The organism is Alteromonas sp. M12, from assembly GCF_037478005.1.
Classification (GTDB): Bacteria; Pseudomonadota; Gammaproteobacteria; order Enterobacterales; family Alteromonadaceae; genus Aliiglaciecola; species Aliiglaciecola lipolytica_A.
In genome coordinates this window covers 4269105-4293307 of the sequence record NZ_CP144164.1, presented here as the reverse complement: position 1 = coordinate 4293307, position 24203 = coordinate 4269105, and the positions used below count along the sequence as shown (strand labels likewise).

21 protein-coding genes, 1 pseudogene and 1 riboswitch are annotated in these 24203 nt (G+C 41.6%); of the genes and pseudogenes, 6 read left to right on the top strand and 16 right to left on the bottom strand.

Going from position 1 to position 24203, the window contains the following annotated elements:
- Positions 1–24 precede the first annotated feature (24 nt).
- A complete protein-coding gene (locus VUI23_RS18435; protein WP_342805329.1) occupies positions 25–1155 on the top strand; it encodes a hypothetical protein in 1131 nt (376 codons plus the stop codon).
- 31 nt (positions 1156–1186) lie between these two features.
- Here the strand turns inward: VUI23_RS18435 and VUI23_RS18430 are convergent, their stop codons facing one another.
- On the bottom strand, positions 1187–1762 hold the full coding sequence (locus VUI23_RS18430; RefSeq protein ID WP_216049057.1) for a TetR/AcrR family transcriptional regulator: 576 nt from the start codon (positions 1760–1762) through the stop codon (positions 1187–1189).
- 89 nt (positions 1763–1851) lie between these two features.
- Positions 1852–2370: a hypothetical protein gene (locus VUI23_RS18425; RefSeq protein ID WP_216049056.1), complete on the bottom strand. Its 519-nt coding sequence runs from the start codon at positions 2368–2370 to the stop codon at positions 1852–1854.
- Positions 2371–2575: 205 nt separating this feature from the next.
- Between VUI23_RS18425 and tpx the strand changes: the two genes are divergently transcribed.
- Positions 2576–3070: a thiol peroxidase gene (tpx, locus tag VUI23_RS18420; protein ID WP_303500457.1), complete on the top strand. Its 495-nt coding sequence runs from the start codon at positions 2576–2578 to the stop codon at positions 3068–3070.
- A 267-nt stretch (positions 3071–3337) separates the two neighbouring features.
- Here the strand turns inward: tpx and rpoS are convergent, their stop codons facing one another.
- From rpoS to VUI23_RS18355, 13 genes are all read right to left on the bottom strand, one after another.
- Complete coding sequence (gene rpoS / locus VUI23_RS18415) at positions 3338–4324, bottom strand: RNA polymerase sigma factor RpoS (RefSeq protein ID WP_216049054.1); 987 nt, start codon at positions 4322–4324, stop codon at positions 3338–3340.
- Between the two features lie 73 nt (positions 4325–4397).
- Complete coding sequence (locus VUI23_RS18410; RefSeq protein WP_342805327.1) at positions 4398–5267, bottom strand: peptidoglycan DD-metalloendopeptidase family protein; 870 nt, start codon at positions 5265–5267, stop codon at positions 4398–4400.
- A 5-nt stretch (positions 5268–5272) separates the two neighbouring features.
- Positions 5273–6214 (bottom strand): DUF368 domain-containing protein, encoded by a 942-nt coding sequence (locus VUI23_RS18405; RefSeq protein WP_303500461.1) that lies wholly within the window; start codon positions 6212–6214, stop codon positions 5273–5275.
- 29 nt (positions 6215–6243) lie between these two features.
- Positions 6244–6882, bottom strand: a complete 639-nt coding sequence (locus VUI23_RS18400; RefSeq protein WP_216049052.1) for a protein-L-isoaspartate(D-aspartate) O-methyltransferase — start codon at positions 6880–6882, stop codon at positions 6244–6246.
- Positions 6883–6908: 26 nt separating this feature from the next.
- A complete protein-coding gene (surE, locus tag VUI23_RS18395; protein WP_342805325.1) occupies positions 6909–7661 on the bottom strand; it encodes a 5'/3'-nucleotidase SurE in 753 nt (250 codons plus the stop codon).
- Positions 7639–8688 (bottom strand): tRNA pseudouridine(13) synthase TruD, encoded by a 1050-nt coding sequence (gene truD, locus VUI23_RS18390; protein ID WP_342805323.1) that lies wholly within the window; start codon positions 8686–8688, stop codon positions 7639–7641. Before truD ends, surE begins: the two co-directional genes overlap by 23 nt.
- The gene (ispF, locus tag VUI23_RS18385; protein WP_216049049.1) at positions 8685–9164 is read right to left on the bottom strand and encodes a 2-C-methyl-D-erythritol 2,4-cyclodiphosphate synthase; all 480 of its coding nucleotides are present in this window, start codon (positions 9162–9164) and stop codon (positions 8685–8687) included. Before ispF ends, truD begins: the two co-directional genes overlap by 4 nt.
- Before the next feature lie 2 nt (positions 9165–9166).
- A complete protein-coding gene (gene ispD / locus VUI23_RS18380; RefSeq protein ID WP_216049048.1) occupies positions 9167–9865 on the bottom strand; it encodes a 2-C-methyl-D-erythritol 4-phosphate cytidylyltransferase in 699 nt (232 codons plus the stop codon).
- 119 nt (positions 9866–9984) lie between these two features.
- Positions 9985–10263: a cell division protein FtsB gene (ftsB, locus tag VUI23_RS18375; protein WP_216049047.1), complete on the bottom strand. Its 279-nt coding sequence runs from the start codon at positions 10261–10263 to the stop codon at positions 9985–9987.
- 88 nt (positions 10264–10351) lie between these two features.
- Complete coding sequence (locus VUI23_RS18370; protein WP_342805321.1) at positions 10352–12097, bottom strand: TIGR03545 family protein; 1746 nt, start codon at positions 12095–12097, stop codon at positions 10352–10354.
- A 2-nt stretch (positions 12098–12099) separates the two neighbouring features.
- Positions 12100–12603, bottom strand: coding sequence for a TIGR03546 family protein (locus VUI23_RS18365; RefSeq protein ID WP_216049045.1), 504 nt, complete (start codon positions 12601–12603; stop codon positions 12100–12102).
- A gap of 193 nt (positions 12604–12796) precedes the next feature.
- On the bottom strand, positions 12797–16597 hold the full coding sequence (gene putA / locus VUI23_RS18360; protein WP_342805319.1) for a bifunctional proline dehydrogenase/L-glutamate gamma-semialdehyde dehydrogenase PutA: 3801 nt from the start codon (positions 16595–16597) through the stop codon (positions 12797–12799).
- A gap of 209 nt (positions 16598–16806) precedes the next feature.
- Positions 16807–17412, bottom strand: coding sequence for a TIGR04211 family SH3 domain-containing protein (locus tag VUI23_RS18355; protein ID WP_216049043.1), 606 nt, complete (start codon positions 17410–17412; stop codon positions 16807–16809).
- A 157-nt stretch (positions 17413–17569) separates the two neighbouring features.
- Here VUI23_RS18355 and VUI23_RS18350 point away from each other — a divergent pair, with 157 nt between their 5' ends.
- The 4 genes from VUI23_RS18350 (at position 17570) to VUI23_RS18335 (ending at position 23635) form a co-directional block, all read left to right on the top strand.
- Positions 17570–19069: a CYTH domain-containing protein gene (locus VUI23_RS18350; RefSeq protein WP_342805317.1), complete on the top strand. Its 1500-nt coding sequence runs from the start codon at positions 17570–17572 to the stop codon at positions 19067–19069.
- A gap of 7 nt (positions 19070–19076) precedes the next feature.
- Complete coding sequence (locus VUI23_RS18345) at positions 19077–20222, top strand: helix-turn-helix domain-containing protein (protein WP_216049041.1); 1146 nt, start codon at positions 19077–19079, stop codon at positions 20220–20222.
- 333 nt (positions 20223–20555) lie between these two features.
- Complete coding sequence (locus VUI23_RS18340; RefSeq protein ID WP_216049040.1) at positions 20556–22196, top strand: acetolactate synthase large subunit; 1641 nt, start codon at positions 20556–20558, stop codon at positions 22194–22196.
- An 8-nt stretch (positions 22197–22204) separates the two neighbouring features.
- A complete protein-coding gene (locus VUI23_RS18335) occupies positions 22205–23635 on the top strand; it encodes an aldehyde dehydrogenase family protein (RefSeq protein ID WP_216049039.1) in 1431 nt (476 codons plus the stop codon).
- A gap of 39 nt (positions 23636–23674) precedes the next feature.
- Here the strand turns inward: VUI23_RS18335 and VUI23_RS18330 are convergent.
- Positions 23675–23833: pseudogene (locus VUI23_RS18330) on the bottom strand (IS3 family transposase); the annotation flags it as partial.
- Between the two features lie 214 nt (positions 23834–24047).
- A riboswitch (TPP riboswitch) is annotated at positions 24048–24170 on the top strand.
- Positions 24171–24203: the final 33 nt, after the last annotated feature.

The window sequence follows — 24203 nt, the reverse complement described above, 5'->3', positions numbered from 1 at the left end:
TGGGTCATAAGCCATTATAATTCGATGAATAAGATAACCAAAATAGCCTCACTTATCGGTGGGGTTATTTTGTGTTTTTTTCTGTTTAATTTCATTACAAATAAGCAAATCCAAAAAAATGACGAGGTTACTTCGTCACTCAAGCCTGAAATTGCCTTTACTACTTCCTCTAATGCTACCCCGTTGAAAAAAAACACTCAGCAAGTTGCCGAACAGCAAATTGCTTCAATCGAGTCTGGGCCCGAAGCCGATCCCAACTATATTGTTGAATGCGATGTGGAGCAAATCACCGACTATCAAGGCATGAGCAATGGGGAAATATTTGCCAGTTTTGACAGTTCCTTGTCAGAACACAAGCAGTTGGCTTATGCGTTATTCTCTGATTTGTCAGAACAAGCCAGTCGACTAGATAAGTTATTCTCGTTCAATCAACGTTTCCCCAATAATTCCCTAGCACTGGAACAAATTCTAGGTTTATGTACAGAAAATAAAGGTCATCAAGGTTGCAATCAGCAACTGGTTGAACAGGCGATTTCTGTTGGAGGGGATAACGCTGCAATGTGGTTCGCTGTTGCTAATTTCCACGCAAGTAGAAATGCTCTTGATTTGGTTAAAGATGCGCTTCGCCAAGTTAATAGCGCTCCGCTATTCGAAGAAAGTTTCGCAGATTATATCGGACTTTATATAGATAGCTTACAAGGTCGCCCAAATGAAAATTTTACACGAAATGCGCTTTCTGCTTTTGGGGCCGCTGCAACGCAACCGAGTTTTTTCAATATTATATCTAAGCTGTGTACCGACAAACCTAAACAGGATGTTGAGTTTTTACAACTTTGTTTATCCTTAGGGCAGACGATGGAATTTCAAGGGAAAACTAATATTACGCAAAATATCGGCATGGCTTATCAAGAAGTGATTTACGAACTTGAGGGTAATGATTTGGCACTAAAGGAGCTAGAGCTAAGAAGGGAAAAACATTTTGAACATTCGATTTTTCTTTTTCATAAGGCGACAAATTTAGCGTTATTTGATCAACGTTTGTTTCGTAGTTGGTTAGAAAATCTGCGAAACTTAGGTGAGCAAGCTGCTGCGCGTTTAGTGATTGAAGAAGCAATTGAGCTATCAAAAAATACCTTCTATCAACCCTGTCCTTAAGGTTGTTGATTCGCCACATTGGGGATTGACGTTAGCCTGCTTTGACCATGTGTAACGCCGCCGCTTTGCATGCTTCAAATTCATATCTAGATTGAGATACCCTGGAGGACACCAAACCTCCTTGCAACAAAGCAAATGCTATTATGGCTAACTCTTCAGCAGACTTATTCGTTATAGCAAATACGCCTTTGTCTCTGCCATTTTGAATCATTTTGGCTAAGGAATGTTGATGCAGATTATATAACTCTTGTACTTTTGATTTTGTCCGTTCGGGAACCGCGTCCCAAGTCGCAGCAAAACTGGCTGCAGGGCATAGTTTTTGTGCCGCTCCAATATGGTTTTCAAACCAATTAACGTAGATGCTTAGTTGATTTTCTACCGGTTCATTTTGAATCTCGAGCAAACTTTGTTGCAGCATTTTCATTAAGCGATCAATGATAGCTTCACTCAGATCTTCTTTGGTTTGAAAGTGATAATAAACACTGCCTTTTTTAATCCCTACACCTAAGGCAAGCGTTTGAAAGGAGACACTAGAAAATGACTTGGTTTGCAATATCTCTTGCGCCAAGTCCATTAAGGCAACTTTTGTCGGATTTATAGTATTCATTCGACTACCTTACGTCAGCTTTTCAGCTGGTTCAACTTTTGTTCGACGAATACTTTAACTGCTTATCACCCGCACAGCAGCAGTGGATTTTAGACGGAAGCTTCTCTGTCTTTTAGTAACGTGAAGGTATAAACGTAACCATATACACCAGTAAAAAAAATACTTGGGGCAACGGTTAACCACAGGTTGGGAGTTTGATTCAACCAATTTACTGTTATAGCAATAGTGGCCTGAACCAATAAGGGAAGAATAGGTGCTAAAAGTGTACCTGGTACCATAGTACCACTGGCTTTTTGCGCAGATAGATTCAATGCAGCGTTAAAGGTCTTAAAGATAGCAATGTTCTGGGTTGTTTTAGAATGTACTGTACAGATAATTGGTACAACAAAAATAAGCGAAAAACTACTTTGTCCAAATTTCTGCACTGATTTTTCTAATGCAAAGGTGAAAAGTAAGGTGATAGTCGCGCTCAGCGTGCCCTGAACGATAGCCGACCTTAATACTAAACTAGAATCCTCAGAGACCATATTGTTGGCCCAATAGGTCCAAGCAAAATAAAACACAAAAGAGATGAGTGCAGATAAAACTAAACGTAAATTTGATGACATAGGTAACCTTTGTTTGTGCGAAACCAAAGAATGAGTCCTTAGTCACGTATAAATTCGACTGTGCATGACTAACTGTATTATCGGCTAGTTGGAATCTTAGACCTGCAAAATCATATTTCTATTTCATAGCAATGATCTTTTGCCTCAATAGATGACTATACTGTAGTCTATTGTGAAATAAATCCTCAATAAAATGGAGAGTTAGATGGCAACTGTTACATTACAAGGCAATTCTTTTGAAACTGTTGGTGAATTACCAGCAGTAGGAAGCAAAGCACCAGATTTCAACTTAGTTAAAGTTGATTTATCATCTGCTACCTTAGCGGATTACGCGGGTAGTAAAGTTATTCTAAATATATTTCCGTCTGTCGATACTGGCACATGTGCTACCTCTGTTCGCAAATTTAATGAAAAGGCTGCTGATCTGGATAACACCAAAGTGATTTGTGTTTCAGCAGATTTACCCTTTGCTGCGGCTAGATTCTGTGGTGCAGAAGGTATTGAAAATGTTATTACCGGTTCTAGTTTCCGTGGCTCTTTTGGCGATGATTATGGTGTCGCATTTAAAACGGGTCCACTAGCGGGTTTATTATCTCGTTCAGTGGTGGTTATCGATGCTGATGGTACGGTAATGTTTACTCAACAAGTAGCTGAAACAACTGACGAGCCTGATTACGACGCGGCATTAGCAGCACTATAGTTTGGTTAATTAACCAACCCCTAAGCCGGTGTTTAAGGGCAGGTTAAGCGAAAAATTTCGGCCTGAAACAAATCGTTGCAGGCCGCATCTTTAGCTCTAAGGTTAATTCGTAGGTTACTACGAATAAGCCCCCCGCAATACAGAATGTCCTTATAGGCAGTTGCTTTGGCGTCGTATAATGGCTAAGTAGCTGCAGTGAAATACAGCGAAGAGACAGAAAACAAAAAGACGTCAATTTTGACGTCTTTTTAATTACTATTTTGATGTTTAATCATCTTTGTTAAACAGCGCTTCTAGATTTAATCCTTGGTGTCCTAACATATCCCGTAAGCGTCGTAATGCTTCAACTTGGATTTGTCTTACCCTTTCTCTGGTGAGACCAATTTCAGCGCCAACATCCTCTAATGTAGAAGGTTCGTATCCCATCAATCCAAAGCGTCTAGCTAAGACTTCACGTTGTTTGGGGTTCAGTTCTTCTAACCAACGAATGATGCTACATTTGATATCTTTATCTTGTAAATCTTCTTCTGGACCGTAACCTTTTTCATCAGCAATGATATCTAGTAGTGCTTTATCATTCTCACTTCCAATTGGTGTATCAACAGATGTGATTCTTTCGTTTAATCGCAACATTTTAGTTACGTCTTCAACGGGTTTGCCAAGTGAATCTGCAATTTCATCTGCAGTAGGTTCATGATCTAGTTTCTGAGCGAGCTCCCGTGATGCTCTGAGATAAACATTTAATTCTTTTACCACATGGATAGGTAATCGGATAGTTCTGGTTTGGTTCATGATCGCTCTTTCGATGGTTTGTCTTATCCACCAAGTAGCGTAGGTTGAGAAGCGGAAACCGCGTTCAGGATCAAATTTTTCTACAGCTCGAATTAGTCCTAGATTACCTTCTTCAATTAAATCTAATAAAGCCAATCCACGATTGTTGTAACGTCTTGCTATTTTGACGACCAAACGTAAATTACTCACAATCATGCGTTTGCGAGAGGCTTCGTCTCCCTTTAAAGCGCGTCGTGCAAAATACACTTCTTCTTCTGCTGACAACAGAGGTGAAAAACCTATTTCACCCAAATACAACTGCGTGGCGTCCAAGTTTTTCTGGATTTCTTCTTGGCCAGCCAGTATTTCTTCCATGGGATCTTTCTCATCATCGGCTTCAATTTCTGCTAATTCCGAGTCGATTTCTTTTTCGTTTACAATCGGCTCAGCCAAATTTACAACGATGGTATTTTTGTCACCCATATACAATTCTCCTAAAAGATTTTATTTAGTCCACATTTCTCCTATAGGCCTTTCTAATTATTATTTATTGTTATTATCTACTAGGTAAATACTTCAATGGGTCAACAGACTTGCCCCTGTACCTAACTTCAAAACGAAGCTTAACTTTATCGGTACCTGTACTTCCCATGGAGGCTATTTTTTGCCCCGCCTTAATCCACTGTTGTTCTTTTACAAATACAGCATCATTGTGCGCATAAGCACTCAAAAAAGACTCAGAATGCTTAATTATGATCAACTGACCATAACCTCTCAAAGCGTTCCCAGTGTATACAACTTTGCCATCAGCGGCGGCAACGACTTGGTCACCTTTAGAACCCCTGATTTCAATACCCCGACTGCCTTGCTCTGAAAGCGAAAATTTAGTTGCTAATTTCCCTTTTGCAGGCCAAATCCATTTTTCTATTCTACTAGGGAATTCAATGGTTTCTGACCGCTTGTAAGGTTTGTTAACATCTTTGTTACTTTTACCATACGCTTGCTTTCGTGGTGGGTCAACTGTCCTGTTTGTTTTTGTTTTGGTGGTCTGACCAGGTTGGTTATTTACTCTTTTTTGAACTGCTTTAGGTGGCGTTTTTAAGACTAATTCTTGCCCTGGATAAATTGCATAGGGCTTTGTTATGTTGTTTTGTGAGGCGATATCTCGGTAGTCATTTCCGGAAAACCAAGCGATTGAAAATAAAGTATCGCCTTTTTGGACAATATACTTGCTGCCTGTGAATCCGTTCTTTTCAAAGTCGCGATAATCTTTCCCTTGGTAGAGTTCGATCACTGGGGCAGGGGTAGAGCGGTTGGAGCAGGCGGATACAAAGACAATTGTTAGACTAAGAGGTAAGATGAAAGCTAGCGCTGAGAAATGTTCTCGCCTTATGTTATTTGCCCATAAACTCGCCAGCTTCTGCATCTGAATTAATCCGGTTTGGTCCCCAACTTTTCTAGAAAAACAACCATAATAGCGCCGATAAGCATCAAAGAGATTGCAGGTATCAGTTGCGCTGGTAGTCCACTGGCAGCCTCATAAGTGGCGGGTAACACGTTGTTCTCTACTAAAGGAATAACTTTTCCGTGACGATTGACCACGCTCTCCACAACTAGTTTCCATGGCCATACTTTGTTTAAAGAACCTAACATAAAGCCCCCAAGTAAGGCCAATGTCATCGTTTTATGTTTTTCAAACATCCAGTGTAAAACTCGAGAAAATGACAATAGACCAACCACACAGCCGCCAGCAAACAGGGCTAGGGTACCAATTTGAAAGGACTTTACGGCAGAAAGAATGGGCATGTACATGCCTAACAATAATAGAATAAAGCTGCCCGATATGCCTGGAAGTATCATTGCACAAATTGCGATCATGCCTGATAGGAATACCATAAGACTGGTAGCTTCAACATGTGTTGGGGTTATAGTAGTGATGTAAAAAGCCGAGATAGCCCCGCAAAGAAAAGCAACTAATATGCTAGCACGCCATTTGTCGATATGTCGCACTACCGACCAAACTGCGGCCAAAATTAAGCCAAAGAAAAATGACCAGAGTAAACTAGGGTAGCTATCGAGTAAAAATATAACAAGGTGTGAGGCGCTAATCACGCTGACTAGAATGCCACCAAAAACACACGCTAGAAAAGCGCCATTGATATGTTGCCAAGCGGCTAAGATTCCTTGTTTAAATAAGATACTTAGCGCTTCAGGTCCACATTGCTTCAAAGAATAGATTAATTCTTCATAAATGCCTGTCATAAAAGCGATAGTTCCGCCAGACACGCCTGGAATAGCGTCTGCAGCTCCCATCAGAGCACCTTTTAACCCTAGGCCAACAAACTGCTTAGTGTTTCTACTAATTGGTTTCACTAATTTACTTCCTTGGTAATTGACAAACCTTAAATGATATCGCCGGCGACGAGTGGAACAAAACGCACAGATTCCACAATCGTGGTATTGAACTCATCTTTATCACGCACGACCACATGTAGTTTTTGATCGTCGGTTCCAACGGGAATCACTAACATGCCGCCATCATTCAGTTGTTGATAAAGTTCCGTCGGCATATGACTAGCCGCTGCGGTAACGATAATTCCGTCAAAAGGACCTTTATTTGCCCAGCCTTTCCAGCCGTCACCATGTTTCATCGATACGTTGTGTAAATCCAATTGATTCATTCTGCGTTTAGCTTGGAACTGTAAGGCTTTAATTCGTTCAACACTAAACACTTTATTGAACAATTGCGCCAAAATAGCGGTTTGATATCCTGAGCCTGTGCCAATTTCTAATACTGAATGGTTTTGAGCATCAGAACTAAGCAAAAGTTCGGTCATTTTAGCGACTATGTAGGGTTGTGAAATGGTTTGCCCTTGGCCAATCGGTAATGCCGTGTTTTCATAGGCTTTATGATGCAATGCATCTGGCAGAAACAATTCTCGAGGTGTTGCGGCAACGGCCTGCAATACTCGTTGTTCCTGTATTCCTTCAGCATGTATCAATTGAGCTAAAGATTGACCTTTTCTAGTGGCGCGTTTCATGTGATTCCTTGTACTTCATCTTATTGTTATGTGATTTCTATATCTAACCATTTTTTCATGTCATTTAGACTATTGTAAGCTGTCATATCTACACTCAAGGGAGTGACAGAGCAACGGTTCTGCGCCACAGCGTAAAAATCGGTTCCCGGGCCTGCGTCTTGTTCTTGGCCTATTGCGCCATACCAATAAACGTCCTGACCCTGAGGGTCTTTATCTTTTACCATGCTTTCAGCCCGATGGCGACGCCCTTGACGAGTCACTTCGATGCCTTGCAGATCTTGGTAGGGAACATCGGGTACATTAATATTAAGAATTTGGTCTGCCGGCAATGGATGTTTGTGCAAACGCTGAATAATTTCTACTACTACTTTGGCTGCTGTTTCAAAGTGTTTACATTCGTGACTTGCTATTGACACTGCGATAGCAGGTAAACCCATGAATCGCCCTTCTGTTGCCGCCGCGACTGTGCCGGAATAGATAACGTCATCACCTAAATTGGGGCCATGGTTGATCCCAGAAACAACCAAGGTGGGGTCTTTTGCTAGAAACTGGTTTATGCCCAAATGCACACAGTCAGAAGGAGTTCCGTTAACTGCGTAAAATCCGTTATTTTGTTTTTCGATTCGCAACGGTTTTCGTATCGATAGGGCATTACTAAAAGCGCTGCAATTTTCCTCCGGCGCGATCACTGTTACATCATAGAGTTCACTTAAATGGGCGTATAAGGTTTCTAAGCCTTCGGCAAAAAAACCATCATCATTGCTCAGCAGTATTTGCATTTATTAACTCTCTTAATACTGACGTTGCAAAGCATCCTGCAGGCAACGAAAATTGTATATTCAGCGTATCTGAGCTAATTTGCCACTGTAAATTTTGTGGTTTCAAGCAAATAGCTCGACGCTCCTGTTTTAAGCCCAATGCCGCAAGTAATTGACATACGTTGAGTTGTTGCTTTGCGACTTGTTGCTCAAATTCTTTTACTTGACCTTCGGTGGTTAGCTCACCGGTTCCCCACATTGGCGCAGATAATACAATATCATTTTTTTCTAAGCGTAACCGTGTCTCGTGATCTATTTGTTGAGCAATAAAAAAACTATTGCTGCCAGTTAAAATACAGGCCTCACCAGGTAGTGGCGTAGCATAGGTTTTTTGCAATAACCGTTGGTGTATAAATTCGTTGAATAACCAAGAACGTAACGCTGAAATTGCCATTGAGCGCTTATTTCGATTGCGAATGGTTTCACCGTTTAGCATCGTTTGTGCTAGTAATAAATTTCCCCCCGCCTGATGATGGCGAGATTCACCAAAACGCTGGGCGCCAAAATAATTCGGTACACCATTTTGCTGAATATACTCTAATCTTTGGGTTAACTGTGAAGTATCTGTTATCTCGCGTACAACTAGTTCAAAGCGATTACCTTTTAACGCCCCAACTCGCAGCTTCTTGTTGTGTCGTTTAGATTCAAGGATACGCAAACCATCTAATTGTAAGTCTTGCCATTCAAAGGTTTGTTTCCCAGGTGCATGAACACCGAACCATTGCTGGGTTAATGCGTGTTTGTCTTTGCGCCCAGCATAAGTAATAGCGCGCAAAGGAAGACCGCAAAATTTGGCTAACTGTTCCGCGACAAAAGCGGTGTTTAAACCTTCTTTTTGCACCCACAAATGAATATGCTCACCTTCACCTGTCAGTTCGTATCCGAGTTCTTCACGTACTACAAAATCAGCGAAACTCGATTTAATTGTACCCGATGCGGTTGGCGCCGATTGTTGATGCAGCCAGTGCTCAGTGCCCAAAGCAATCATGTATTGGCTACTTGCAATAACACTACAGCGTGGCAGGCTATGCCTTCTTTTCGACCAGCAAACCCGAGTTTTTCAGTGGTTGTGGCTTTCACATTCACTTGTTCAATATCCACTTGCAAATCGCTACAAATATTCTGCCTCATGGCGGAAATATGCGGCGCCATTTTGGGTGCTTGTGCCACAATCGTCATATCTAAATTAGCCAATTGATAGCCTTTTTGGCGAATCAGGTCATATACATGTTTTAGTAATTCTCGGCTATCTGCACCAGCATAAGCTGAGTCTGTGTCGGGGAAATGCTTGCCAATATCACCTAAGGCGCAGGCCCCTAATAAAGCATCACACAAAGCGTGTAGCGCAACATCACCGTCGGAGTGTGCGACCAAGCCCATTTCATAATCGATGAATTCACCACAAATGACTATGGGGCCTTCACCACCAAATTTATGTACGTCGTAACCATGACCAATTCGCATTGCTATTTTTCCTGAGATAAATAAAACCTCGCCAATGCTAAATCATTGGGACGGGTTATTTTAATATTGCGTTCGCTTCCCTCAACTAAATTAACCGGCCATCCAGCCCATTCCATCGCCGACGCTTCATCGGTGATAGTCACACCTTGCTCTAGTGCTTCAGTGAGTGATTGTCTAAGTTGCTTAAGTGCAAAAAACTGCGGTGTTAAAGCATGCCATAGCCCATCTCTATCGACGGTTTTAGCGACACGATTTGGATGCGCTTGTTGAGCACGTTTCATCGTATCTTTAACCGTATTCGCGAGTATGCCTCCACCATTATTCTTCTCGTAAAGACTGAAAAGTTGGTCCAAATCAGCATGACTGACACAAGGGCGAGCGGCATCGTGAACGGCAATCCAATCTGCATTATTGACTGCGCGTAAACCGGCCAACACTGAATCTGCACGCTCTGAACCTCCGTCCACTCTCGTTATCCATTCTTGCTGACTTAAGGGTAGCAAGTCAAAATAAGGATCCTGCGGATCCAGTGCGATAACAATATGGGAGACTCTAGGATGGGTAATTAACTTTTCAACAGTGTGTTCCAACACAGTTTTATCGCCAATTTTCAAATACTGCTTGGGTTTGTCTGCCTGCATGCGTTTACCGACTCCTGCTGCAGGAACAATTACGCTAAAACTGGGGAAATGTTGAGTCATGGATTCATAAGTCGTTTGCAGTTTAAGTTCGCACTAGTTTGAAATCTATTATGTAGATTTCAAACCAACAAATTTTATATTTTCAATAAATTAGAGTCGGCAGCTTTGCTTTAACTCATTTAATCTTGAGCTGGCAGAATGCGGTAAAATGTCTCACCTTGTTTAATCAATCCTAGCTCATTTCTGGCCCGCTCTTCCATCGCATCGACACCTATTTTAAGGTCGTGAATGTCGGCTAAAAGCAAATTGTTGCGCTGGATTAAATCAGCATTTCTGGCTTGTTGTTCTTCGACTAACTGTTTAATTTCAATATAATCGGGAATACTGTTTTTACCGAACCAAAGACGATATTGCAGTAATAAACATAAACTCACGAGAATTAACGTGATCCATTTCATATTTGTCTGCCCTCGCCACTGCAATAATGTCAATATTATGCCGAGAATCCACAGCCAAAGCCAGCACTAACCCACCATGGAATGATAACTAGTTGCCGAATAATTTATCTTTTAGTTTATCTTTGAGCTTATCTTTTTGTTTTTCAAGGACGTTATTAAACTGCGCGTTTAACATTTCTTCCATGCTGCCCAAATCGCCATCCGCCACACTCTGCCAATCAATCCATTGAGTTAATTGGGCATTTTTGTCGCCTAAAACATTTTGCGCTTTACTATCAAGTTTAGTGCGCAATTCTCCTAGTTTAGAGGTTTGATCAGCTGTCAGGTTGGTTAACATGGTTTTGCCAATTTGCTGATCTAAATCGGAACTAAAGGAAACATCGGGATGCTCGAAACTGCCAGCAATCTTGGTATTAATGTTAAGGTTGCTCAAGCCGGTTAGGGTTTCTGCGATCACTTTTGTTAGGTTATTGGTGCCTGTTGCGGCCATGCTCAATTGCTTGAAGTCAATGTTACCCGAGCCTTTCATTATGCCATTGGCAACGGCTAAATTACCGCTACTGCCCATTAATGCACTTTCAACTTTGGTTGATAGCTTTTGTTCTTCTAGCAGCGCAATTTCCTGCAGTTTAATGCCTTTCAGATCCCACTCCTGACGTGCAACCATACCGAGATCTGAAAATTCAAAATCTCCGTCTACTTTCAACGATTGCCATAACGAACTCGTGCTTGAATCAATCTTAAAAGTAGTTGGTTGGCCTATTCTGTTATGTTGGTGGGTGATGTTTAACCACTTAGAAGCAATGGTTTCTTGTTGCCATGTAAGGGAAATGTCTGCTTTTTTAACCCAGATGTCTGGGAGTTCAGCGGCATCAGCAAATTCAATCCACTTACCTTCGGCGCGCTGTTGCTGCTGTTCGCTTTGAGCATTGCCCATTAATGGCGCCGCGATTTGGTATGCACTTAATAGATAGTTGCTCCAAACGGCGGCTTTATCGCCAAGGATCATTCGAGTAACGTCTTGAATTGCGCCTTGGTCACCGGCAATCAAATTTTGCAATTGCTTATAATCTTGCCCTGGAGCAGATTTCAGTTCGGCTAACTTGGGAGATAAATCTTTTTGTGCAGCTTTTACTGCCTCGTTGAAGGCCTCAATCTTTTGTTTATCTAGGTTGATTTCTTCCCGTAGGGCATCGAATTGTTTTTTAGCGGCAGCAAGTTTAATTGGATCTTTATAATCTGTTTGGGTAAGAGACTCTATTTCAGTTTTGTAATCTTGAAGTTTCTCTTTACTAGGAAGTTCAGCATATTTTGCTTTTACGTTTTCACTGTGTAGAGCGTATGAGTTCTGAACTTCTTCTATGGCTTTGTCTGTTTTCAAAGGTGAACGGGCTAATATTTCGTCGACACTGGGAATATTTTGCGGATCAACAATCGATTTGGCTCCCGCTTCAATACGTGAAACGTTATAAACACTACCTTCAGTTTCTCGTGGTTGACTAAAAGCCACTCCAGAGATAGTCATATCGTCGATGATAATTTTGTTTAATAACAGCGGCGCTAACTCGATTTGTGCGGTTAGTTTGTCTGCTTGAATTTGGTTATGAGTAGGTTGATTCGGATCGGTTAATTGTATATTTTCAAAAGTAACCCCAAATGGCGAAAAGCTGTGAGATACAGATTCGATATTCACTTCTGCACCTGTGACTTCTTCCAAACCAATGGTCGTTGCCAGTTTTATCCATGTATCTAAAAAAAGAATCAAAATAGCGCTTATTAAGCCTACTATCGCTATAAAGCCTACCAGTCCTTGCCAACGAATAATTTTATTCATGATTAACCTCCAAAGCGCTGATACATTTGATACACACGGCTACCTTTGATGATTTGTAATATTCGCCATTGTTCGACCCATGCTAAAAAGTGTTCACGGTATTTGACGACTAATATACGACTCACAATAAGTACCAAAGGTGATAATGCCAAACTCAGCGCCAGACTGCCCATGGTCAAGGTGTTGTAGAACTGACTTAGCCGGCCAAATCCAGTGTTATAAAAACTCGTCCATATGCTCTGTAAATTTTCGCTGGTTAAAATGGCTTCGCCGATGTTCATCATCATCGGATCGAGTATTAGCGCTAATGCTGAAAACACGCCCCAGGAAAGGATAAATGTGGAAAGGTTGACTCGACAAAATAACACCACAAATAAAATGATCAGATTGTGCAGTTTAATCAGTGGGGTTAGACCGAAAATCATTCCTAACATAATGCCAAAGGCTAGGGACCAAGGGCCGGCATCTGAATGTAAGGCCTTCAATAATTTTGCGAAAACAAACACGTGCAAACTCCTTGTATGAATAATAATTTTCGATTGAAAGTGCAATCACACAAACTAGGCTGTCACTAGAGTGAATATAGCAGCCAAGCTAAAAATGCATTAACTGAGTAAAAATAACCCAGAAAACCTGTGAGACAGGGCTCACAGGTTTGGGTTCATTGTTTTTTGTGATAATTATGCCGCAAATAGCAAATTAATCATCTGACTCTTCTAAGGTCATTAGCTTAGTGTTACCGCCAGATGCAGTGGTATCGATACTAATGGTTTTTTCAGTTAATAACCGTTGAATAAGATTGTCAGAATACTCAGAAGTGATGACAGGTAAAATAGCGCCTTCACGCTGAGCCAATTTTTGCGCCAAATACGCCTTGCTATGACTTTGACTATCTATTACCACACCGGCAAGTTGCGGCGCATCTAATAGCGCTTGCAAATGGGATAATTTAGCTACCTGAAGTACCGCTTCTGGTGCGCCAATTGAACGCCATTTGTTAACGAATTCGGTGGCTTCATCGTAAAACAAATCAGAAACAACCGCGATTACTACGTTACCTGTAGCCAACGCCGTTACAATAGATAATGCCCAATATTCAAATGTTACCTGCTCATCGGCATAACATAACAGCACTCCTCTTGGTTCTAGATAGAGGGTATTGGATTCACCTGTTGGTCCTGGCAACTCAGTAGGCGCTTTGAGCATTTTTTGAATTTTAATCAGTTGAGCTCTAGAAACCGCTAAAGTTTGATCTAAATCTTCAGCCAAATCATCGAGAATATCGACTCTTGCTAGCTTAGCAAGTAGCTGTCGAACCCAAGAAATACGAGAAGTAAGATTAGTCGAACGCCAATCAAATTCTGCCTCTGCGGCATTATTCATTATTTTCAGCGCACCGCTTTCATCAATCCCTGATGCTTCAAAAACTTGTTGAATTTGTAATTCATCTTTGATTTCACTCTTCAACGGAGTGGCTTTTTCGATCATCAATCTAGGTAGATAATTAGGGCCACCTGCTTTAGGTCCAGTGCCGGACAGTCCTCTGCCGCCAAAAGGTTGAACACCAACAATCGCACCAATCATATTGCGGTTGATGTACACATTACCTGCACGGGACAAGCGACCTAATTCCATGGCCTTTTCATCAATTCTTGAGTGCACGCCCATGGTTAAGCCAAAGCCTGTTCCATTAATTTGTTGAATGACATTAAGGGTGTCTTTTTCTTTAAAGCGAACAATGTGCACACAAGGACCAAACACTTCTCGGGTTAACACATCGATGTGATCAATTTCATATAATTTAGGTGTGAAATAGAAACCGTTTTTACAATCTTCCGGCAAAGGTGCGTCGTAAAGTAACTTCGCTTTTCCTTGCATATCAGTAACATGCTGCTGCAGACTGTTTAGCGCTTTTTGGTCAATAACAGGACCAATATCCGGAGATAGCATGGATGGGTCGCCGACTCTTAGCTCTTGCATGGCACCAATTAACATTTCAATAATGGTATCGGCAATGTCTTCTTGTAAAAATAATACTCGCAATGCGGAACAACGTTGTCCGGCACTTTGAAATCCAGATGCGATAACATCATCAATAACTTGTTCTGGCAGCGCTGTTGAATCAACAATCATGCAGTTTTGACCACCAGTTTCTGCAATCAGTGGCACCTGTTCAGTGCCTCTGTTAGCTAGTTCTTTGGCGATTAAGCTACCGGTTTGCGTTGAGCCGGTAAATATCACTGCTTTAATCCGTGAATCAGGGAGTAGCACATCGCCAATAACCGGACCTTTATTCACAAGGGTTTGCAATGTACCTTTTGGAAGTCCAACGTTTTCCATCAGTTCCACCGCTCGAATGGCGATCAAACTGGTTTGTTCTGCAGGTTTGGCGAGTACCGTATTTCCTGTAACCAAAGCCGCAACTACTTGCCCTAAGAAAATGGCTAACGGGAAGTTCCAAGGGCTTATGCACAGCACTACACCCCGAGGGCTAAGTCGATTATCTTCAGATAACTCTTCAGCTCTTGCTGCATAATAGCGACAAAAATCAACGGCTTCACGAATCTCATCGATGGCGTCTTGGGCTATTTTCCCCGCTTCTTTTAAGCATAATGCCATTAATTCATCGGAGTTACGCTCAAGTGCGTCAGCAGTGCGTCTTAATATTTCTGCTCTGGTTTCGACGGGCGTGTTTGACCACTTTTGAAAAGCGCGTTCGGCTAATTCCAACTTATGTTTTATTTGCTCAGGTGAGTCATACACCAAGTGGCCGATAGCTTCATCTTGCTTGGCTGGATTTCGAACCACATGGATGGTCTCATTTTCTTCTGGCTGAGCAACACAATTTTCTGACTGCCAACGATCAAGGGCTAATTTAAGCGGCGCAATATGATTGATATCGGTTAAATCTAGGCCTTTCGAATTAGCCCGTTCAGCACCGTATAAATCTATCGGTTTAAGAATTTGCTGGTTATATTTGAATTTTAATCGTTGGGTTTTTTCAACCGGATCTTCGAGCAAGTCTTCAACCGGTTTGCTGTCATCTACAATGGCGTTTACAAACGATGAGTTAGCCCCATTTTCCAATAGTCTTCTGACTAAATAGGCTAACAAATCTTCATGTTCACCAACGGGAGCGTAAACACGACATTGTACTTTTTCTTCAACCACAATTTGGTCATATAAACTATCGCCCATGCCATGAAGACATTGGAACTCGAAACCTTCTTTATCGTCTCCAGCCAGTTCTAGAATAACCGAAGCTGTGTATGCGTTATGCGTAGCAAATTGCGGGTATATGGTGTCTTTGTAAGCTAACAAGCGGTTTGCACAGGCGTGGTATGAAACATCTGTGGATGATTTACGAGTAAAGACCGGAAAGTGTTCCAAACCAGCTTGTTGGGCATTTTTTATTTCCGTATCCCAATAGGCACCCTTCACTAGTCGTACCATCATAGTGCGACCCGTTTTTAAGGTTAAGTCTCTGAGCCAATCAAGTACATATAAAGAGCGTTTCTGGTATGCCTGAACAGCTAAACCGAAGCCGCTCCAATCACCTAAATCTGGATCTGAAAATACTTTTTCAATGATATCTAACGAGATATCTAAACGATCTGCTTCTTCTGCATCTACCGTTAAACCAATGTCATAATCTTTGCACAACATACATAGTTGTTTTAAAAGTTTAGGAATGACCTCCAACACTTCTTCACGATTGGTAAATTCATAACGAGGATGAATGGCTGATAATTTTACTGAAATACCCGGGCTGCGCTTAGGCCCCTTTTTGTTGGCAGCTTTACCAATTGCATGAATAGCTTCTTCATAAGCATCGTAATATGCCTGAGCGTCCTTAGCGGTGCGCGCCCCTTCACCAAGCATGTCATATGAATACACATAACCTTGTTGTTCTTTTTCGGCGGCCCGTTTCAATGCATCATCAATGTTTTCACCCATGACGAACTGTTTGCCCATTACCTTCATCGCAATGTTCATGGCTTTACGAATTACCGGCTCACCCATTTTTCCAAGGGTTTTTTTCAATAGACCGATGCTGTTGCGTTTACGATGATCGGTATATGAGACCATGTTGCCCGTTAGCAACAAGCCCCAAGAAGAAGCGTTCACAAAAATCGAATCACTGGTGCCTAAGTGTGAACTCCAAGCACCTTTTGAAAGTTTGTCACGGATTAACGCATCTTGTGATTTTTTATCGGGCACCCGCAATAGTGCTTCTGCTAAACACATCAGCACGACGCCTTCAGCCGTCGACAATGAATATTCATTTAGCAGCGCATCTACACCGCCGTGTCCCTCTTGTTCACGGCGTATACGCAAAACCATTTTTCGAGCACGTTCCCAAGCCCGACTGCGGGCTCCGACAGATACTTCTGCATCAGGCAGAATATGATCCACAGCCAAATTTTCGTCTATACGATAAAAATCTCTTATCTTTTGTCGAATTGGACAACTAGTAACCAAATTACCTTGAAAAAGCATACTGTACCTCCGTTAAGGGATTAGCGATTAATAATCGGGCGAGTGTATAGATTGATAGAGTGTAAATACAGTCAAAATGTAGACGTGTTTATACCACTTTGGAAGAAGAAGCGTCGGTTCGATACTAAAAGGATATTACGCTGAAGATTGGCGTTGGGATCAAACATCAATGCACTCCGTTTAAGGAGTGCATTTTTCATACTAAATAATTACATCCATTGGTCACTGCGTTTACGCTTTTTCGGTAAATAGGCAATGATTACACCCAGCAGAATACTCACTAACGCGATAATGCCGCCTCGAGTGAACCACTTCATTTGGGCACTTTGATCTAGCATATCTAGTTCTCTTTGCAGTTTCTGAGTTTCTTTCTTTTGACTTTCTAAGTCTTTAACTAACACCTTGTTTTGGCTAGTTAAATCAGAAAGCTGCTGACTCAATAAATCATTTGATTTGTTAAGTTGCGCAATTTGAGAGGTAGATTGTTTGGCACTCTGTTGCAGTCCGGGAACGAGTTCACGAATGCTTTGCTCATTGCTAACATACTGAGATTCTACCCACCCAGTGCGCTGTTTATCATCGATCACTTCGGTGAATCCAGTCTCTTTATTCTCTTGTAAAACCGTAATACGTGTACCGGCTGTAATCGAGCCTAGAATACGGTAATTCCTAGTCGGACCGGTATGCATAAATGCAGATAGGTCGTCAGTGATATAGCGAATATCACCAGAGCTGTCGTTAGGTTCTTGCTGTGCACTTACGTTGCTAATTGCCAACGTGAAAATAATAAAAATTGTGGTTGAAAGCTTGCCCATAATTCATCAATGTTAAATATAAATTTAGACAAATGGTATGGTCTTGTATTCCCAAAGGCAAGTCATGGTTTGATTGATTGCCTTGGTTTGTTGTTCGGAGTATTGTTTATGCCATTGATTACCCGCTAATTTATCCTCTCATTGGACATGTGTTTTAATGGAAAAAGAAATTGAATTAAAGTTGTTATTGCCCGATGGCATTGACGAATCTGACTTATTATCGACCTTGGGACAGTTTTCAGCGAATATTGAAACGTCCGAATTTACCTTGTTTAATCAATACTTTGATACTCCTGAATGGTTGTTAAGTGCGAATGGCATAGGGTTACGGGTTCGAAGTAGTGATAAAGGTATTGAACAAACGGTTAAGACTGCTGGCAAAAGTATCGGCGGTTTGCATCAGCGCCCTGAATATAATGTTTCCATAGATTCATTGTCTCCCTCTTTAGAATTATTTGATCCCAGTATTTGGCCTCGAGATATTTCAGTTGCTGAACTACAAGAAAAGATCATCCAGATTTTTCACACTGACTTTAAACGTAAAGCCTATTTACTGCGGTTATCCGACGGCACTGATGTAGAATTGGTGTTGGATAAAGGCTCAGTAAGCACTGCCGATAATAGCGCCGACATTTGTGAAATAGAGTTGGAACTGAAAAGTGGTGATGTTGCCGTGCTATTTGATATCGCAGAAAAAATGGCAACTTTAGCACCTAGTCAATTGTGTAATTTAAGTAAAGCAGGGCGCGGCTTTACCCTTGCCCGTAATGCTCTTGCGCCAGAACCTCAAAAAATTAGCAGTGTCACTTTATCAGATTCGGATGATTGTGAAAGCGGCTTTATTAAAGGCTTAGGCTACGCGTTGTCGTTCTGGCAAAAAGCTGAATATCGCTACATGCAAACCAAAAAAGTCACTGATTTAATTGATATATACGTAGGTTTGCGATTAACCAGAGATTGTGTGCACATATATTCCAAAGCGCTCCAATGCAAAGCCATAGAAGATCTCAGCAGAGCGCTTAACTTGCGGTTAAATAAGTGGGCTTGGATTGAACAGTTAAAAAGTATTCGAGCGTTACGTTCAAAACGCGGAATGTATAGTAAACGTTTAGCTCAGCATGATGCATTGGTCAGTTATTTACGAGGATTACAAGATGGAACACTAAATCTATCTCGTCCCCATTATTTAATTACCCACCAAGATAATTCGTTATTGCAACTTGGTTTATCGCGACTACTTGTGACTTGTCCTTGGCGACAAAAATCTGATGCCCACACTAAACCGCTAAAAGAACATGCAGAGGCAGTTTTGCAGCAAAAATGGCAGAGCGTATTGGCTGGTATCAACGCCGATGTTGGCAGCATGGAAGAGTATCTGCAACATTATGAACAATTACTTAGTGCGTTAAACACGGATTTGCTGTTAGGGTCATGTTTGGATAACTATCGACGCCAGCCATTTCTTGATCCTTGGAGCGATGTGTTGGAAGGCATACAGGAATTACGCAAACTCAATGTGTTTCAAACCAAGCTATTGGATTCAGATGTGGAAGATAAATCTGAGCTTTTGCAATGGAGTGAGGTTAAGAAAAACAGTCTTCTGACCGTTATAGAGTTAAGTAAAGGAGTGGCAATGTCTATGGAAACATATTGGTGAATACGTAATGGGTGATATGAGTCTCTATCAAATCGCGATTAGCTCAATGCTAGTTGGCTGGTTTATTGGGCTTATTTTAGTCTGGGTTCGTTACGAGCAATTTCCCCACGCCAAATTAATTTTAACCGCCATCTTGGTGTGGCCATTGCTACTTTTAGACGAGTGGTTAAAGTTATCAGGATATCAATCTCAACTTAATTTTTTGGTAGGCTCCTCGCCATTCTTTTCGGCGTTAATCATTGCCTGTTTAGTACTGAGTATCCGACAACTTACGTTGGCAAAGTTTGCCAATAATAATGTCCTATTTTTTATACCCACAGTGCTGCTTTTAGCTGGCCAGTTACCACTTTGGTTAGCACCAACGGAGCTCAGAATTGGGATGCTACAGTCGCCGCCGATGGGTGACATATTGCTAAATTGGCCGTTCTATGCGACCTATTTATTCAGCGCCTTCGTGACATTAAGTTTTGCGGTTCACGCCGCTGAATACCTTGCTTCTTATCATTATTACTTATCAGATCAAGTAGTTGATATCGATATTTTCGAAATGCGTTTTACCAGCAACGGCTGTTATGTATTAATGTTTACCGCATTTTTATCTATTTGTGTCATCGGCTTAGCCGCCTTTGATTTGTTGCCTATCATTGTGCAATGGCAAACCTTAGTGAATATGCTAAATGCGACTGGATGTTTGTATTTGATATTACTTCTGGTGCAAAACCGAAAATACTCTCCCACACCTTTTGCCTATTCACAAATGGATAAAGGGAACTACTCTGAGGATCAGCTCAGGCATACTTTAAAACAAGCGGAAAAAGCGATCATTCAGCATAAAGCCTATAAACGCAAAGGACTTCGTATTAAACAGGTTGCAGACGCAGCACAAGTAGAACCCGCTGCCTTAGCATTGGCCACCAGATTCGTGTTGAAACGAAATTTTCGTGCATTTGTCTATCATTATCGATTGGAATACGCGAAAAAGGTGCTTATGCGCACTGATCAAAAGGTGACTAGTGTGGCCAAGCGACTAGGATTTAATTCCGAAAAGTACTTGAGCAATGTATTTGTTAGATACATAGGCTTAATGGGCAATCGAGATAAAAACAAAAGTGCAGGACCTGTCAAAGTTAATCCACCTAAGACCGCAAAGTAACTCGCCTGACAATCTGTTTTGTGGTTTTTTTCGTTTGATATAATTAATCGATTAAAGTAATCACATTTAAACATTTAAGTTCAATCAGTTCTGTGTGTACACTCAATCTTGTTTTTGAGAATAATTACGAAAACCAACATTTAATGAGATCTACTACAAAATAACGAGTAGTCGTTCGAGTGACAATCAATCAGCTATGCTGAACAATCTCGAACCCTTAAAGCGTTAAATCTGAATGGCTGGAAAATATCTGTTATTTAGCTTGATGGGAATGATGGACTATCTTTAAAGATTTACACTAGTAGTTCTTGCCAATAATCTAATGGGAAAAATATGAAAGCATCAGATTTATTTGTACAAGCATTAGAAGCGGAAGGGGTCGAATACGTATTCGGTATCCCTGGCGAAGAAAACCTCGATTTATTAGAATCCTTAAGAAAGTCACCTATCAAACTAATTCTTACCAGACATGAGCAAGGTGCAGGCTTCATGGCCGCAACATATGGCCGTTTAACTGGAAAAGTCGGTGTGTGTTTATCCACCCTTGGCCCTGGTGCGACTAACCTAGTGACACCAGCAGCTTATGCGCAACTTGGTGCTATGCCGATGTTGATGATTACTGGCCAAAAACCAATTAAAACCAGTAAACAAGGTCGCTTTCAGGTAATAGATGCGGTTGATATGATGCGTCCTTTAACCAAATACACCACCCAAGTGGTGAGTGGTGATCGCATTCCATCCATAGTTCGTGAAGCATTTCGATTGGCCCATGAAGAGCGTCCTGGTGCTGTTCACATTGAATTGCCGGAAGATATTGCCGCTGAAAAAACCAACGCAAAATTAATCAAAGCTAGCGCCGTAAGACGTCCCATCGCTGAAGATAAGTCGATTGACGGTGCGGTTAACATGATAGAGACAGCTAAGTCACCGGTTTTACTCATTGGTGCTGCTGCAAACCGTAAACTCACCGCTAAGATGCTCAAAGAGTTTGTTGAAAAAACCGGTATTCCTTACATCACCACACAGATGGGGAAAGGGGTTTTAGATGAAAGCGGTAAATTGTTCATGGGCAATACCGCATTATCCGATGGTGACTTTGTACACCGAGTGATTTCACGCGCTGATTTGATCATTAACGTCGGTCATGACGTGGTAGAGAAGCCGCCATTTTTCATGGGTAATGATGGCAAAAAAGTCATTCATATTAATTTCGCCTCCGCTGCGGTTGATCCTGTGTATTTCCCTCAATTGGAAGTGGTCGGTGATATTGCCAATAGCATTTGGCAAATTAAACAAAAAATTACGCCATCCAATAATTGGAAACTTGATTTTTATAGCGATGTTCATGATGCATACATTGCTCATCGTAAAGTGTCAGAAGATGATGACCGTTTCCCTATATTGCCGGAACGTTTTGTACGAGATATTCGTACCGCAATGCCAAAAGACGGCATAGTGACCCTCGATAACGGCGTATATAAAATTTGGTTTGCTAGGAACTATCCTGCTTATCTACCCAATACATTGTTGCTTGATAATGCTTTGGCAACAATGGGGGCAGGGCTGCCGTCAGCTATGGCGGCTAAGATTGTAAACCCCGATAAATCGGTTATTACCGTGTGTGGTGATGGTGGTTTCATGATGAATAGTCAAGAAATGGAAACCGCAGTGCGCCTTAAATTGCATATAGTGGTGATTATTCTACGTGACGATGCGTATGGAATGATCAAATGGAAACAAGCGCATATGGAGTTTGATAATTTTGGTTTGGATTACGGTAATCCCGATTTTGTTAAATACGCTCAAAGCTATGGTGCCAAAGGCTGGCGGATTGATTCAGCCGAAGAATTGTTACCAAGAGTACAGGCTTGTTTAGCTGAGCCAGCTGTACATCTAATTGATGTGCCTGTTGACTATTCTTTGAATGACCAAACATTAAATAAAACCATTCGCGAACTTAGCCAAAAACTATAGGAACAACCATGTTACAAAAAGCTTATCCTTATTATTTAGCGAATAAAGCCGTTTATGCCAATCAAGATTTAGTTGTAACTAACAAGTACACAGGCGAAGCTGCTACTACAGTGGCAATGGCCAAAGCTGATGTGATTGACCAAGCAATTGAAGCTGCAGATAAAAGCCAAGCTGCGTTAACGGCAATGAAGCCATACGAGCGTCAAGCGATATTAAATCACTGTATAAAACGTTTTGAAGAGCGCTTTGAAGAGCTGGCATATGCTTTGTGTATTGAAGCCGGTAAGCCAATTAAAGATGCTCGAGGCGAAGTGACGCGCTTAATTGATACTTTCCGTATTGCGGCTGAAGAATCCGTCAGAATCAGTGGCGAAGTGATGAATTTGGAAATTACCCCTCGCGCCAAAGGCTATCAGGGGATGTATAAAAAAGTTCCGATTGGTCCATGTTCATTTATTTCCCCGTTTAACTTTCCGTTGAATTTAGCGGCTCACAAAGTTGCTCCTGCATTGGCTGTTGGTTGTGCTTTTGTGTTGAAACCAGCAAGTCGCACGCCATTAGGTGCATTGATTATTGGCGAAATCTTGGCTGAAACTGATTTGCCAGAAGGTGCGTTTTCAATCTTGCCTTGTAGTCGTGACGGAGCTGATCTGTTTACAACCGATGACAGATTTAAGTTACTTAGTTTCACCGGTTCTCCTGATGTGGGTTGGGATCTTAAAGCTCGCGCAGGCAAGAAGCCGGTAATACTTGAACTAGGTGGTAACGCTGGTTGTATTGTTGATCATGATACTGATTTAGATGATGCCATTGAACGCATTGTATTTGGAGCTTATTACCAGTCTGGTCAAAGTTGTATTAGTGTGCAGCGAGTATTAGTGCATGAATCTATTTATGCTGATTTTAAAAAGCGTTACGTCGAAAAAGTCGCGAATTTGGTGCATGGCGATCCGCTAAGTGAAGATACATTTATCGGCCCTATGATTTCAGAATCTGAAGCAACTCGTCTTGATGACTGGATTGCCGAAGCCAAATCTAAAGGTGCTAGTGTATTATGTGGTGGCAAACGTGACGGAGCTATGCTGCAGGCAACTGTGTTAGAAAACGTACCAAGCGATGCCAGCATTAGCGCTGATGAGGCCTTTGGCCCAGTATCAATTATCGCTCCTTTTAGTGATTATGACGATGCTCTAGAAGAAATTAACAATAGCCAATTTGGCCTGCAAGCGGGTGTTTTCACGCGAGATATCTATAAAGCGCATAAAGCATGGGATGTGTTAGATGTTGGTGGTGTCGTAATTGGTGATGTTCCAAGCTGGCGAGTAGACAACATGCCATATGGTGGTGTTAAAGAGTCTGGATTAGGTCGTGAAGGTATTCGCTTTGCTATTGAAGACATGACAGAGCTACGTTTGATGGTATTGAGAACGCCTCAATAATTGTATAATTAAGTGACTAGTCCTGAAATAGGTTGATTCTTATTTCATTTGAAACGCCCGGTGAATTTCATCGGGCGTTTTGTATTTAACGGCCAAGTGTCGTCGTCGACTATGCTATGTCTCAACAAGTTCAGCCAGCATAACCTTTGCTTGCTCGAGATTTTGTGGTTTGTAGAGTAATAATTCGCCTTTCCCATTTGGTCGACAACCGCCAATTTAAAACCGCGGAAATAGTCACCTCGAGTAGTTTTAACGGAAATTTCATTGCACTGTCCCAAACCAATTTGAAAAGTGTCAACAGTATTTAGGACGGCTCACACAGCGTAACCCTAACTTCGCCGTTGTTTTTGGGAGGGAAGTTTATTGCTCACTGGTTCTACTTGTTAAATCAAATGAATGTGTTTATATTACTGCACTCTTGTCGGAGTGCTAGCACGATTTAGTTGACTAAGTTGTGTGGGCTGAGACCGTTTATTCGGGATCCGTTGAACCTGATCGGGCTAGTACCCGCGAAGGAAACAAGCGTAACGCTGTAACCATTAAGGCGCTTTTATTGCGGCTTAATCTT

Excerpts from the sequence above, each read along its gene's own strand:
- truD (WP_342805323.1), bottom strand. The coding sequence starts at position 8,688 with ATGATTGCTTTGGGCACTGAGCACTGGCTGCATCAACAATCGGCGCCA.
- tpx (WP_303500457.1), top strand. The coding sequence starts at position 2,576 with ATGGCAACTGTTACATTACAAGGCAATTCTTTTGAAACTGTTGGTGAA.
- VUI23_RS18370 (WP_342805321.1), bottom strand. The coding sequence starts at position 12,097 with ATGAATAAAATTATTCGTTGGCAAGGACTGGTAGGCTTTATAGCGATA.
- ispD (WP_216049048.1), bottom strand. The coding sequence starts at position 9,865 with ATGACTCAACATTTCCCCAGTTTTAGCGTAATTGTTCCTGCAGCAGGA.
- ftsB (WP_216049047.1), bottom strand. The coding sequence starts at position 10,263 with ATGAAATGGATCACGTTAATTCTCGTGAGTTTATGTTTATTACTGCAA.
- VUI23_RS18425 (WP_216049056.1), bottom strand. The coding sequence starts at position 2,370 with ATGTCATCAAATTTACGTTTAGTTTTATCTGCACTCATCTCTTTTGTG.
- VUI23_RS18430 (WP_216049057.1), bottom strand. The coding sequence starts at position 1,762 with ATGAATACTATAAATCCGACAAAAGTTGCCTTAATGGACTTGGCGCAA.
- putA (WP_342805319.1), bottom strand. The coding sequence starts at position 16,597 with ATGCTTTTTCAAGGTAATTTGGTTACTAGTTGTCCAATTCGACAAAAG.
- rpoS (WP_216049054.1), bottom strand. The coding sequence starts at position 4,324 with ATGGGTGACAAAAATACCATCGTTGTAAATTTGGCTGAGCCGATTGTA.
- surE (WP_342805325.1), bottom strand. The coding sequence starts at position 7,661 with ATGCAAATACTGCTGAGCAATGATGATGGTTTTTTTGCCGAAGGCTTA.
- VUI23_RS18340 (WP_216049040.1), top strand. The coding sequence starts at position 20,556 with ATGAAAGCATCAGATTTATTTGTACAAGCATTAGAAGCGGAAGGGGTC.
- VUI23_RS18355 (WP_216049043.1), bottom strand. The coding sequence starts at position 17,412 with ATGGGCAAGCTTTCAACCACAATTTTTATTATTTTCACGTTGGCAATT.
- VUI23_RS18410 (WP_342805327.1), bottom strand. The coding sequence starts at position 5,267 with ATGCAGAAGCTGGCGAGTTTATGGGCAAATAACATAAGGCGAGAACAT.
- VUI23_RS18335 (WP_216049039.1), top strand. The coding sequence starts at position 22,205 with ATGTTACAAAAAGCTTATCCTTATTATTTAGCGAATAAAGCCGTTTAT.
- VUI23_RS18350 (WP_342805317.1), top strand. The coding sequence starts at position 17,570 with ATGGAAAAAGAAATTGAATTAAAGTTGTTATTGCCCGATGGCATTGAC.
- VUI23_RS18435 (WP_342805329.1), top strand. The coding sequence starts at position 25 with ATGAATAAGATAACCAAAATAGCCTCACTTATCGGTGGGGTTATTTTG.
- VUI23_RS18400 (WP_216049052.1), bottom strand. The coding sequence starts at position 6,882 with ATGAAACGCGCCACTAGAAAAGGTCAATCTTTAGCTCAATTGATACAT.
- ispF (WP_216049049.1), bottom strand. The coding sequence starts at position 9,164 with ATGCGAATTGGTCATGGTTACGACGTACATAAATTTGGTGGTGAAGGC.
- VUI23_RS18345 (WP_216049041.1), top strand. The coding sequence starts at position 19,077 with ATGGGTGATATGAGTCTCTATCAAATCGCGATTAGCTCAATGCTAGTT.